This is a genomic window from Actinomycetospora soli (genome assembly GCF_021026295.1).
GTDB lineage: Bacteria > Actinomycetota > Actinomycetes > Mycobacteriales > Pseudonocardiaceae > Actinomycetospora > Actinomycetospora soli.
The window spans coordinates 87,303-99,685 of the sequence record NZ_JAJNDA010000009.1 but is presented as its reverse complement, the minus strand read 5'-3'; the positions used below and the strand labels follow the sequence as shown (position 1 = coordinate 99,685).

Annotated in this window: 10 protein-coding genes; 7 read left to right on the top strand and 3 right to left on the bottom strand. The window is 74.7% G+C overall.

The features are described 5' to 3' along the window. Positions 1-65: 65 nt before the first annotated feature. From LN037_RS16285 to LN037_RS16260, 6 genes are all read left to right on the top strand, one after another. Positions 66-719 carry a VC0807 family protein gene (locus LN037_RS16285; RefSeq protein WP_230754423.1) on the top strand — a complete coding sequence of 218 codons (654 nt, stop codon included), beginning with the start codon at positions 66-68 and terminating at the stop codon, positions 717-719. Between the two features lie 93 nt (positions 720-812). Then, positions 813-3,176, top strand: coding sequence for a xanthine dehydrogenase family protein molybdopterin-binding subunit (locus LN037_RS16280; protein ID WP_230754422.1), 2,364 nt, complete (start codon positions 813-815; stop codon positions 3,174-3,176). Then, positions 3,176-4,081: a 5-oxoprolinase subunit B family protein gene (locus LN037_RS16275; protein ID WP_230754421.1), complete on the top strand. Its 906-nt coding sequence runs from the start codon at positions 3,176-3,178 to the stop codon at positions 4,079-4,081. Before LN037_RS16280 ends, LN037_RS16275 begins: the two co-directional genes overlap by 1 nt. Continuing rightward, complete coding sequence (locus tag LN037_RS16270) at positions 4,078-5,049, top strand: 5-oxoprolinase subunit C family protein (RefSeq protein ID WP_230754420.1); 972 nt, start codon at positions 4,078-4,080, stop codon at positions 5,047-5,049. The genes LN037_RS16275 and LN037_RS16270 overlap by 4 nt, the downstream gene beginning before the upstream one ends. 9 nt (positions 5,050-5,058) lie before the next feature. Next, positions 5,059-5,298 carry an acetyl-CoA carboxylase gene (locus LN037_RS16265; protein WP_230754419.1) on the top strand — a complete coding sequence of 80 codons (240 nt, stop codon included), beginning with the start codon at positions 5,059-5,061 and terminating at the stop codon, positions 5,296-5,298. Next, positions 5,295-6,632 carry an acetyl-CoA carboxylase biotin carboxylase subunit gene (locus LN037_RS16260; RefSeq protein ID WP_230754417.1) on the top strand — a complete coding sequence of 446 codons (1,338 nt, stop codon included), beginning with the start codon at positions 5,295-5,297 and terminating at the stop codon, positions 6,630-6,632. The genes LN037_RS16265 and LN037_RS16260 overlap by 4 nt, the downstream gene beginning before the upstream one ends. On the opposite strand, the gene LN037_RS16255 is transcribed toward LN037_RS16260, so the two are convergent. Together LN037_RS16255 and LN037_RS16250 are read right to left on the bottom strand one after the other, a co-directional pair. Further along, complete coding sequence (locus LN037_RS16255) at positions 6,629-7,387, bottom strand: LamB/YcsF family protein (protein WP_230754415.1); 759 nt, start codon at positions 7,385-7,387, stop codon at positions 6,629-6,631. The genes LN037_RS16260 and LN037_RS16255 overlap by 4 nt on opposite strands. Before the next feature lie 67 nt (positions 7,388-7,454). Continuing rightward, positions 7,455-8,750, bottom strand: coding sequence for an LCP family protein (locus tag LN037_RS16250; protein ID WP_230754413.1), 1,296 nt, complete (start codon positions 8,748-8,750; stop codon positions 7,455-7,457). Positions 8,751-8,939: 189 nt separating this feature from the next. On the opposite strand from LN037_RS16250, the gene LN037_RS16245 reads away from it, so the two are divergent. Further along, the gene (locus LN037_RS16245) at positions 8,940-11,024 is read left to right on the top strand and encodes a glycosyltransferase family 39 protein (RefSeq protein ID WP_230754411.1); all 2,085 of its coding nucleotides are present in this window, start codon (positions 8,940-8,942) and stop codon (positions 11,022-11,024) included. Here LN037_RS16245 and LN037_RS16240 read toward each other — a convergent pair. Then, a complete protein-coding gene (locus LN037_RS16240) occupies positions 11,002-12,333 on the bottom strand; it encodes an MFS transporter (RefSeq protein WP_230754409.1) in 1,332 nt (443 codons plus the stop codon). The genes LN037_RS16245 and LN037_RS16240 overlap by 23 nt on opposite strands. Between the last annotated feature and the right edge of the window lie 50 nt (positions 12,334-12,383).

Here is a 12,383-nt window from a genome sequence, read left to right as displayed (position 1 = left end):
ATCTCCACCCCGCCTCCACCCCGCGGCCGACGTGCCGGCCGCGGCCGCCGCGCAGGGTGGTCGACATGACCACCACGGCGACCACCACCGCGACCACCACGGCCCCCGCCACCTCGCCCCGGGCCGACGTCCGGCAGGGCCTGCAGGGTCTGCTCCTCGACGTCGGCCTGCCGCTGGGCACCTACTACGGCCTGCACGCGCTCGGCGTCGGCGACACCACCGCCCTGCTCGCCGCGACCGTGGCCGCGGGCGCGCGGATGGCGGCGGTCGCGATCCGGGCCCGGCGGATCAGTGCGTTCGCGGCGGTGATGCTCGGCGTCTACGGGGTCGGGCTCGCCGCCTCGTTCGTGACCGGCGACCCGAAGCTGATGCTGCTCAAGGACTCCGTGGGCACCGCCGTGGTGGGCGTCGCCTTCCTGGTCAGCCTCGTCCGCGGGCGGCCGCTCGTGCTCGCCGCGCTCGAGAGCACCGGGTCCGCCCGCGCGACGGAGCTGCGCCGCCGCTACGCGGAGGAGCCCGCGGTGCGCCGGACCCTGCGGGGGATGACGGCGATGTGGGGCGTCGGGCTGCTCGCCGAGGCGCTGCTGCGGGTGCCCCTGGTCCTGGCGCTCCCGGTCAGCGTCGGCGTCGCCGTGTCCCAGCTCCTCACCGTCGTCGTGATCGTCGTCCTGGCGGTCGTCGGCGGGCTGTGGGTGCGCGCCGCGCGGCGCCGCCCCTAGCACCTCGCGGCGCCCGACGGCAGGGCTGGACGGATCCCGACATTCAGGTCAGTGTGATCGAGACCACCGACACGCCGTCCCGGGAGTCGTGCCGTGACCCAGACCAGATCGCCCTTCGTCGGACAGAGCCTCCCGCGCCGGGAGGACGAGGCCCTCCTCACCGGTCGGGGGACCTGGACCGACGACATCACCCCGCCCGGCACCGTGCACCTCGCGATCGTCCGCAGCCCCGTGGCCCACGCCCGGATCACCGGGATCGACACCACGGCCGCGCGGGAGCACCCGGGCGTGGTCGCGGTGCTCACCGGCGAGGACGTCGCCGGCGAGTTCGTCGCCGGCATCCCGACGGGGTGGCCGGTCACCGAGGACATCCTCGTGCCCGAGCACATGCCGCTGGCCCGCGGGGAGGTCAACCACGTCGGGGACGGCGTCGCGGTCGTCGTGGCGACGAGCCCGACGGCGGCCCGCGACGCGAGCGAACTGGTGGTCGTCGACTACGACGAGCTGCCCGCCGTCGTGGACGTGGAGGCCGCGCTGGAGCCGGGCGCGCCACTGGTGCACGAGCAGTTCGGCACCAACCACTGCTACACCTGGCCGCTCGCCGTCGGGGACGTCGACGCGGCGTTCGCCGAGGCCGACGTCGTCGTCGAGGGCCGCTACGTGCAGCAGCGCGTGCTGCCGAGCCCGATGGAGACGCGCGCCGTGGTCGTCACGCCCGACGCGTACGGCGGCGGCTTCACCGTCCACACCGCGACGCAGGTGCCGCACTTCGTCCGCGACATCCTCGCGGCGATCTGCGGGGTGTCCGACACCAAGCTCCGCGTCGTCGCCCCCGACGTCGGCGGTGGGTTCGGCGCGAAGCTCAACGTCTACGCCGAGGAGGCACTGGCCCTCGTCCTCGCGCGGCGGCTGCGGAAGCCGGTGAAGTGGACCGAGACCCGGTCCGAGCACCACGTCGCCACCACCCACGGGCGCGGTCAGGTCCAGTACATGACCGTCGGGGCGACGAAGGACGGCCGCATCCTCGGCATGCGCATCCGGCTGGTCGCCGACATGGGCGCCTACCTGCAGCTGCTCACGCCCGGCATCGCCGTGTTCGGCGCGTTCACCTACTGCGGGCTCTACGACTTCGGCGCCTACGACTTCGAGTGCCGCGGGGTGTTCACCAACCTCACCCCGACCGACGCCTACCGCGGCGCGGGCCGCTCGGAGGCGGCCTACGCCCACGAGCGCATCCTCGACGACCTCGCCCGCGCGCTGGAGATGGACCCCGCCGAACTGCGGCTGCGCAACCTGCACCCGGCGTTCTCCGAGCCGCGCACGGTGCCGAGCGGGGTGCTCTACGACTCCGGGGACTACGAGCCCTGCATGCGCCGGGCGCTCGAGCTCGTCGACTACGACGCCCTGCGCGCCGAGCAGGCCGAGCGCCGCCGCCGGGGCGACCACGTCGAGCTGGGCATCGGGATCGGCAACTTCACCGAGTCCGGTGGGCTCTCCCCGTCCAAGGTGGCGGCGGGCGTCCGGCTGCAGTCCGGCGGCTGGGAGGCCGCGACCGTCCGCATGACGACCGCCGGGCGGGCCGAGGTGGTCACCGGCACCAGCCCGCACGGCCAGGGCCACGAGACGGCGTGGGCGCAGATCACCGCCGACGCCCTCGGCATCGATCCCGCCGACATCGAGGTGCTGCACTCGGACACGATGATCGCGCCGTTCGGCCGCGACACCTACGGATCGCGCAGCCTCGCCGTCGGCGGGACCGCGGTGTTCGGAGCCGCCGAGAAGGTGGTCTCGAAGGCCCGGACGATCGCGGCGCACCTGCTCGAGGCCGCCGAGGAGGACCTCGACTTCGCCGACGGCCGGTTCGCGGTGCGGGGCACCGACGCCGCGGTGACCATCCAGGAGGTGGCCGGGGCGGCCTCCCTCGCCGCGAATCTGCCCGAGGGCATGGAGCCGAACCTCACGGCCGACTACCACTTCGACCCGCCGAACTTCACGTGGCCGTTCGGCACGCACGTCTGCGTGGTCGAGGTGGACACCGAGACCGGCTTCACGACGATCCGCCGGTTCGTCGCCGTCGACGACTGCGGGCGGATCGTCAACCCGACGATCGTCGACGGGCAGCTGCACGGCGGCATCGCGCAGGGCATCGCGCAGGCGCTCTACGAGCACGCCACCTACGACGAGGCCGGGCAGCCGACGACCGCGACGATGGCCGACTACGCCATCCCCGCGGCCTCCGACCTGCCGGGCTTCGACCTCGAGCAGCGGGTCACGCCGTCGCCGACCAATCCGATGGGCGTCAAGGGCATCGGCGAGTCGGGGGCCATCGGGTCCTCCCCCGCCGTCGTGAACGCGGTGATCGACGCGGTCGCGGCACGCGGGGTGACCCACCTCGACATGCCGACGACGCCGCAGCAGGTCTGGCGCGCCCTCGCCGACGCGGCCAAGGTGTCCTGATGGCCGAGCACGAGGGCATCCGCTACGACCACGGCGGCGACGAGTTCGTCTACGCCGAGGTGTCCACCGCGATGAGCCTGCCCGCGCACTTCACCGCGCTGGCGATCACGCGGCGCCTCGCCGAGGAGGCGATCCCGGGCGTCGAGGAGATCTGCCCGTCGAACGCGTCGTACATGGTGCGGGTCGACCCCGACCGGCTCCACCCGCGCGACCTCGTGCGGGAGCTGCAGCGCATCGAGTCCGAGGTCGGGGACAAGGCGTCCGCGGACCCGTCGTTCACCATCGACACCCGCATCGTCGACGTGCCGATCATGCTGAACGACCCGTGGACCCACGAGGTCCTCATGAAGTTCCGGGACCGCCACCAGGACCCGAACGGCACCGACCTCGACTACGGGGCCCGGATCAACGGCTACGACACCACCGAGGCGTTCATCGACGCACTCGCCGGCTCGCCGTACCTCGTCACGATGATGGGGTTCGTCCCCGGCCTGCCCTGGTGCTTCCAGCTCGTCCCCCGGGAACGCCAGGTCGAGGTGCCGAAGTACATCCGGCCGCGGACCGAGACCCCGGAGCGCGCCTTCGGTTTCGGGGGCGCGTTCGCGGTGATCTACCCGGTGAAGGGCGCCGGCGGGTACCAGCTGTTCGGCTCCGCCCCGGCCCCGATCTTCGACGCCGCGCAGGAGCAGCCGGACTTCGCGGAGAACGACTCCGTGGTGTTCTTCCGCCACGGCGACGTCATCAACTTCCGTCGCGTCGACGAGGCCGGGTACGACGAGGTCCGCGAGCAGGTCGCCGCGAAGCAGTGGCGCTACCGCACCGCCCCCGTGGACTTCTCGCCGAGCCGTTTCCTCGCCGACCCGGACGGCACGAACGCCGCGATGCTGGAGGCCCTGTACCGATGAGCATCCTCGTGCACGACCCCGGCCTCGAGACGACCGTGCAGGACACCGGCCGCTTCGGGCACTACGCGATCGGCTTCCCGCCCTCCGGGGCGCTGGACTCGTTCGCCTACCACGTGGGCAACGCCCTGGTGGGCAACGCGCCCGGCGCCGCGGCGCTGGAGGCGGTCTACCTCGGCCCGACGCTGGAGTTCACCGCGGACACCGTGATCGCGGTGACCGGCGCGGACATCCCGGCCACGCTCGACGGCGAGGCGGTCCCCACGTGGGAGTCGGTCGCGGTCCGGGCGGGGCAGACCCTCGCCTTCGGGCAGCTCACGGGCGGGGCGCGGCCCTACGTCGCGGTCGCGGGCGGCATCGACGTCCCGGCGGTCTACGGCAGCCGCTCGACCTACACCCTCGTCGGGATGGGCGGCTTCGGCGGCCGTGGCCTCGCCGAGGGCGACGAGCTGACCCTGGGCGACGACGCCGTGTCCCCGCGGGCGGGCCGGCGGCTGTCCGACGACGACGTGCCGACCTACCCGGAGATCGCCGAGCTGCGCCTGCTCGTGGGCCTGCACAGCTACCGGCTCACCCCGGACAGCCTCGAGCGGTTCACCGACACCGCCTGGAAGGTGACGCCCGACGCCAACCGGGTCGGGTACCGCTACCGCGGGGCGGAGCTGGAGTTCGTGCCGCGCGAGCAGCCGTTCGGGGCGGGCAGCGACCCGGCCAACGTCACCGACTGCGGCTACCCCGTCGGGTCGGTCCAGGTCCCCGGCGGGGTGGAGCCGATCGTCCTGCTGCAGGACGCGGTCACCGGGGGCGGCTACGCCACCCTCGGCACCGTCGTCTCGGTCGACCGCGACCGCCTCGCCCAGACCAAGACCGGCGACCGCACGCGCTTCGTCGCCGTCGACCTCGACGAGGCCCTGACCATCCGCCGCGACCGGGCCGCCCAGCTCGACCGCATCCGCACCGCGCTGGCCTGAGGAGCACCCATGGGACACACCATCACCGCGAAGACCCCGGGCGTCTTCTACCGCAAGCCCTCCCCCGACGCCGAGCCCTACGTCGCCGACGGCGCCACGGTCGCCGAGGGCGACGTCATCGGGCTGATCGAGGTGATGAAGACCTACCGCGAGGTGAAGGCGGACGCCGCGGGCACGGTCTCGACCTGGCACGTGGACGACGAGGACGAGGTGACCATCGGTCAGGAGCTGGTGGAGCTGGACACGTGACGATCAGGTCGGTCCTGGTCGCCAACCGCGGCGAGATCGCCCTGCGGGTCGTGCGGGCCTGCCGGGACCTCGGGCTGCGCGCGGTGGCCGTGTACTCCGACGCGGACGCCGGCGCCGCGCACGTGCGGCACGCCGACGCGGCCGTGCACGTCGGGAAGTCGTCGGCCGGGAAGAGCTACCTCAACGCCGAGGCGCTCCTCGCGGCCGCGCGGGAGTCGGACGCGGACGCCGTCCACCCCGGCTACGGCTTCCTCTCCGAGAACGCCGCCTTCGCCCGCGCCGTCGCCGACGCCGGCCTCACCTGGGTCGGCCCCGCGGCCGAGGTCATCGAGCGGATGGGCGACAAGGCGACCGCCCGCGCGACGGCGCAGGCGGCCGGGGTGCCGGTGGTGCCCGGCAGCGGGGTGGTCGCCTCGGTCGACGACGCGGTCGCGGCGGCCGCCGAGGTCGGCTACCCGGTCCTGGTCAAGGCGTCCGCGGGCGGCGGGGGCCGCGGCATCCGTCCGGCGTCGGACGACGACGAGCTGCGGCGCGTGGTCGACGAGGCCCGCCGCGAGGCGGCGTCGGCGTTCGGGTCGGACGCGGTCTACCTGGAGCGGATGCTGCGGGCCCCCAAGCACGTCGAGGTGCAGGTGCTCGCCGACCGCCACGGCGCGGTGGTGCACGTCGGCGAGCGGGACTGCTCGCTGCAGCGCCGGCGGCAGAAGCTGGTGGAGGAGGCGCCCGCGCCCGGGCTCGACCCGGCGTTGCGGGAGCGGATGTGCACCGCGGCCGCGGACCTCGCCCGGGAGGTCGGATACGTCGGCGCCGGCACGGTGGAGTTCCTCGTCGAGGAGGGGGAGTTCTTCTTCATCGAGATGAACACCCGCATCCAGGTCGAGCACCCGGTCAGTGAGCTGGTTACCGGGGTGGACCTCGTCGCCGAGCAGCTGCGCGTCGCCGACGGCCGCCCGCTCTCGGTGACCCAGGACGAGGTGGCGGTCCGCGGCAGCGCCGTCGAGTTCCGGGTCAACGCCGAGGACCCCGACGACGACTTCCTGCCCAGCCCCGGCGAGATCACCGCGCTCGAGCTGCCCGGCGGCCCGGGCGTGCGGGTGGACACCGCGCTCGCCGTCGGCGACGTGATCCCGCCGTTCTACGATTCGATGGTCGCGAAGCTCGCGGTCTGGGGACCGGACCGCGCGACGGCCCTCGCCCGGGCCCGCCGCGCGCTCGCCGAGTACCGCGTCGAGGGGGTGCCGACCACGCTCGGGCTGCACCGGCGCCTCGTCGACGAGCCCGCGCTCGTCGACGGCACCCACGACATCACGACCCTCGAGCGGCTCCTCGGCTAGACGAGCTGCAGCGCGGGCACCCGCTCGACGCCCAGCTCGTCGAACCGCGCGACGATCGCCGCGCAGATGTCCGGCGAGTTCGGGCGGTCGCCGTGCAGGCAGATGGTGTCGACCTCGACGTCCAGGTGCTTCCCGGACGTCGAGGTCACGTGCCCCTCCAGCAGGTCCACGGCCTGCTGCGCGACGGCGGCCGGGTCCTTCGCCATCGGCCGGGGCTCGACGATGATGTGGGCCTCGTCGTCGTACTCGAGGTCGGCGAACCCCTCGCGGGCCACCTTCGCGCCGAGGGAGCGCGCGAGGTCGGCGGTGGGCCCGGCGAGCCAGAACAGCATCAGGTCCGGGTCGAGGCGCAGCACGGCCTCGGTGATCGCGGTGGTGATGGCGTCGTCGGTCAGCGCCATGCCGTAGAGGGCGCCGTGCGGCTTCACGTGCACCACCTCGGCGCCCTCCACCGCAGCCGTCGCCTGCAGGGCCCCCACCTGGTAGACGACGATCTGCGCGGCCTCGTCCGGGCGCAGCGCCATGCGCCGGCGGCCGAAGCCCACGAGGTCGGGCAGGCCCGGGTGGGCCCCGATCGCGGTGTTCGTCGCGGCGGCGGTGCGCACCGCCTCGCGCATCGTCACCGGGTCGCTCGCGTGGTAGCCGCAGGCGACGTTCACCGAGGTCACGTGCTCCATGAGCGCGGTGTCGTGCCCGAGCGTCCAGAGCCCGAGGCTCTCCCCCGCGTCGGCGTTCAGGTCGATCCGGGTCAGCATCGCGCCTCCTGGGACTGCCGGTCACCGAGCGCCCATCGCACCAGGACCGCGGCCCCGACGCCAGCGCTCAGTTGATGCACCCCGGCGCCGCGGCGGTGATCGGCGGCGTGACCGGCACGGGCGCCGCGACCGCACCCGTCGTCGGGACGGTCCGGTCCTCGTCGGAGGCCCCGTCGTCCCCCGCCTCGGCCGCGTGCTCCCGCGCGGCGTCCGACCAGCCGATCGGCTGCGGGACCGGCAGCGGCCGGCCGCCGTCGACCGCGATCGAGTCGTCGACGAACTGTCGGACGGCCACCGGGTCGACCTCCACGGCGGTGCCGTCGGAGGCGGTGGCGAGCTCGGTGTCGCCGGTGGGGATGGTGCGGAAGGTGACCGCGCCCGCCGTCAGGCCCTGCAGCTGCCCGGCGAAGGAGAGCACGTCCCAGTTCGCGTCGAGGGTCACCGAGCGGGACAGGACGCCCGTGAGCCGGTCGAGGGCGAACGGGTTCGCGAGCGTGCCGGCCGAGAGGAGCTGCCGGGTCGCGCTCGCGAGGAAGGTCTGTTGGCGCGTGATCCGGTCGAGGTCGCCGCCGGGGAGGCCGTGGCGCTGCCGCACGAAGGCGAGCGCCTCGGCGCCCGCGACCTCCTGGGGGCCGGCGGGCAGGCGCAGCCCGGAGAAGGGGTCGTCGACGGGGGCCCGCAGGCACACCGGCACGCCGCCGAGGGCCTGGCTGACGTCGGCGAAGCCCGCGAGATTGACCGAGGCGTAGTGGGTGATCGGCAGCCCGGTGAGGGCCTCGACCGTCGCGATCGTGGTGCGGGCGCCGGCCTCCAGGGCCGCGCGTCGCACGGCCGGGTCGTCGGGCGAGCCAGGGCCGGCCGACTCCGGGGCGAAGGGCGAGGTCGCGGCCCCGCCCGCGGAGTTCTCGGTGAGCGACTCGGTGGTGAACGCGGCCGCTCGCGAGTACGCCGAGTTGATCTTGTGTTTCCCGTAGCCGTCGGCCAGCTGGACGTAGGAGTCGCGCGGGATCGAGATCGCGGTCGCCCGACCGCCGCCGGCCGGGATGTGCACCACGGTGATGGAGTCGGCGGTGTCGCCCCCGTCGCCGGTGTCACCCGCGTGCAGGGCCGCGAGCAGGTCCGGCGGGAGCGGGTTGCCCTGCGGGTCGGTCCGGCTGTCCACGCCGAGCAGCAGGATGTTCTGCTCGGCCGCGGGGCCCGCCGGCACCGCTCCCTGGATCACCGAGGCCGACGCGGTGGATCGATCCAGGAAACGGACCTGTACCCAGGCGAACGCGGAGGCCGAGAGCACGGCGAGCGAGACCGCCACGACGACGGCGCGCAGGGCCACGCGCACACGCCGCCCGTTCGTGGTTCCGCTCACCTCGTCATGGTTCCCCGTCCACGCCCGATCGTCACCGTGAGATCGGACGTAACCCTCGAGGTCGAGACCCGATCGTGATCCGGCGCCGGCACAGCTCACGCGCCCGAGACCTGATCGGTCCAGCCGCTCACAGCCGCCCCACAACGACGGCCCAGGAACCGGACATCGACGGCCACGAGGGTCGACACCATGACCACGACGACCCACCTGCGTGCCGCCGCGCGGCCCGCACCCCGTCCGGCACCCCGGTCGGCGCCGGACGCGCGGGCCGGGGCCCGTCACGCCCGCCCGCCCCGCGCCCGGTGGCGCGGCCCGGACGACGCCCCGCCCTGGGAACGCCCCCTGCTCCTGACGCTGCTCGTCGGGACAGCCCTGCTCTACCTCTGGGACCTGGGCGCGAGCGGCACCGCCAACGAGTTCTACGCCGCCGCGGTCCAGGCGGGCACGCAGTCGTGGAAGGCCTGGCTGTTCGGGTCCCTGGACGCGTCGAACTTCATCACCGTCGACAAGCCCCCGGCCGCACTGTGGGTCATGGGTCTGTCCGGACGCCTGTTCGGCTTCGGCGCGTGGTCGATGCTCGTGCCGCAGGCGCTCATGGGCATCGCGTCGGTGGCCCTGCTGCGCGCGGCCGTGCGCCGTTGGGCCGGCCCCGGTGCCGGGCTCGCGGCGGGGGCCCTGCTGGCGCTCACGCCGGTGGCGGTCCTCATGTTCCGCTTCAACAACCCCGACGCCCTGCTCGTGCTCGCCATGACCGCCGCCGCGTACACCACGGTCCGCGCGGTCGACGTCGCGCACCGCCGGGCCGGCCTCGGGTGGACCGCCGCGACCGGCGCCCTGCTCGGCCTCGGCTTCCTGACGAAGATGCTGCAGGCCTGGCTCGTCCTGCCCGCGCTCGCCGCCGTGATCGTGCTGGCCGCCGCCGTGTCCTGGCGACGGCGGCTCGCGCTGCTGGCGGTCGGTCTGGTCGCCATGGTCGTCTCGACCGGCTGGTACGTGCTGCTGGTCGACCTGTGGCCGGCCTCCGAGCGCCCCTACATCGGCGGCTCGACCGACAACTCCTTCCTCGACCTCGTGCTCGGCTACAACGGGCTCGGCCGCATCCTCGGCGGCTCGGGCAACGGCGGCGGCAGCGGCGGCCCCGGCGGCGGCTCCGGCAACACCGGCTTCGGCGGCTCGACCGGGATCACCCGGATGTTCAACGAGTCGTTCGGCGGCCAGATCAGCTGGCTGCTGCCGGCCGCGCTGATCGTGCTGGTCGCGGGCCTCTGGATCACGCGGCGGGCCGGGCGGACCGACCGCACCCGGGCCGGGCTCGTCCTCTGGGGCGGCTGGCTGCTGGTGCACGCGCTGGTGTTCAGCTTCATGAGCGGGACCGTGCACGCCTACTACGCGGTGGCGATGGCGCCGGGTCTGGCCGGGACCCTGGCCGTCGGCGGGGGCCTGCTGTGGCGCCGCCGCGAGCTCTGGACCGCCCGCCTCGCGCTCGTCGCCGCCCTCGCCGCCACGACCGCGTGGAGCGTCGTGCTGCTGCGTCGCACGCCCGAGTTCCTGCCCTGGCTGCGCTGGGTCGTCGCGGTCGTCGGCGTCGTCGCGGTCCTCGGGCTGCTCGCCGGCGCGGTGACCCGCCGCGCCTGGGCGCACCGCGCGCTGCCGGTGCTGCTGGTCGGGGCCGTGCTGGCCGGGGCAGGCGGTTCGGTGGCCTACGCGCTGGACACGGCCGCCACGACCCACTCCGGCTCGATCGTCTCGGCCGGTCCGGCGAGTGCCGACGGCGGAGCGGGCGGCGGTCCCGGCGGTCAGGGTGGACCCGGTGGTCAGGGCGGGCAGGGGGGTCAGCCGCCCTCGGGTCAGCGTCCCGACGCCGGGTCCGGGCAACCGGGCGGCCAGGGCGGGGGCGCTCAGGGCGGCCCCGGTGGCCTGACGACCTCCGCCGAGCTCACCACGCTGCTGCAGCAGGCCGGCACCACCTGGTCGGCCGCGGTGGTCGGCTCGCAGAGCGCGGCCTCGCTGGAGCTCTCCACCGGCACGGCCGTCATGGCGATCGGCGGGTGGAGCGGCTCCGACGCGGCGCCGACCCTCGAGCAGTTCCAGGCCATGGTCGCCGCGGGCGAGGTCCACTACCTGCTCGCCTCCGGTGACGGCGGCGGCATGGGCGGCCAGGGCGGCTCCGACTCGGTCGGCACGCAGATCACGACCTGGGTGTCCGAGCACTACACGGCGACCACCGTCGGCGGGCAGACGGTCTACGACCTCACCGCGCCGACCGCGGGCTGACCTCCTCCTCCCTCGGCCCGGCCACCACGGTGGCCGGGCCGTCGGCGTCGGCGTCGGCCCCGTCCAAGCCGTCCATGGGGTGGGCGAGCTCGTCCGGGCCGAGCCGCCCGAGCAGCAGCGCGACCGCACCGATCAGCACCGGGGCGATCCCCGCGACGAGGAACACCGGCGTCAGCCCGACCGCGGTGCTCACCGGCCCGGCCAACGCCATCGACACCGGCATGAACGCCAGTGAGACGAAGAAGTCCAGACTCGACACCCGCCCCAGCAGCGCGCGCGGGACCCGCCGCTGCAGCAGCGTCCCCCACAGCACCTGCGGGGCGTTGAACAGCACCCCGACGACGAACGCCGCCACTGCCATCGGCGCCAGCGAGCCCGCGAGACCGAACACCGCCATCGGCAGGCAGCCGACCGCCCACACCGAGATCATCGCGGTGAGGTAGCGCCGCGGCGGGCGCATCGACCCGGCGAGGAACGACCCGACGAACCCGCCGAGCCCGAACATGGCGAGGACGAAGGCGTGCTCGGCCGGCCCGCCGCCCGCCCGGTCCTTGACCGCGAAGGGCACCAGCACCTCCATCGGCCCGAGCACCACGAGGATCATCGCCGAGGCGAACAGCAGGGTCACCAGCAGCCACCGGGTGCGCAGCATGTAGCGGAGGCCCTCGCGCAGGTCGGCGAGCGGCGAGCCGGTCGAGCTCTCCTCGCCGGTCCCGGCGGCCGGTGGGGCGGCACGCGGCAGTCCGACCGCGCAGACGAGCGCGGCGGCCGCGGCCGCGGCGACCACCGCCAGCGCCGGCCCGGGCCCGGCCGCGGCGACGACCACGCCCGCGAGGGCGGGCCCGCCGGCGTTGAGCAGCGCCGGCCGCAGCATGCCCTCCAGCCCGTTGACCGCCTGCAGCTCGTCGGCGGGGACCAGCCGCGGCACCAGCGCGGAGTAGGCCGGGAACATGAGGCCGCCCGCGACGCCGATCAGGAGGGCCGCGACGGTCAGGGCGGCGCAGCCGAGCAGGCCGGCGACCGACAGCGCCGCCACCACACCGACCGCCCCGGCCTGGAGGGCAGCCACGAGGACCAGGATCCGACGCTGCGGCACCCGGTCGGCCAGGACGCCGCCCGGCAGGGCCGTGACCAGGACCCCGACGGCCAGGGCGGCACTGATCACCGACAGCTGCGCCGGCCCGCCACCCAGCGCGACGACCTGCCACACCAGCGCCACGACCCACAGGCCCTCGGCGAGGACCGAGAAGGCGAGGTTGCCCGCCAACCACCGGTACGCCGGGTGCCGCAACGGCCGGATCGCTCGCATGCCGCGCACGGTAGAGCCACCCCCCGACAGAGACGATCGGCCGAGGTTAG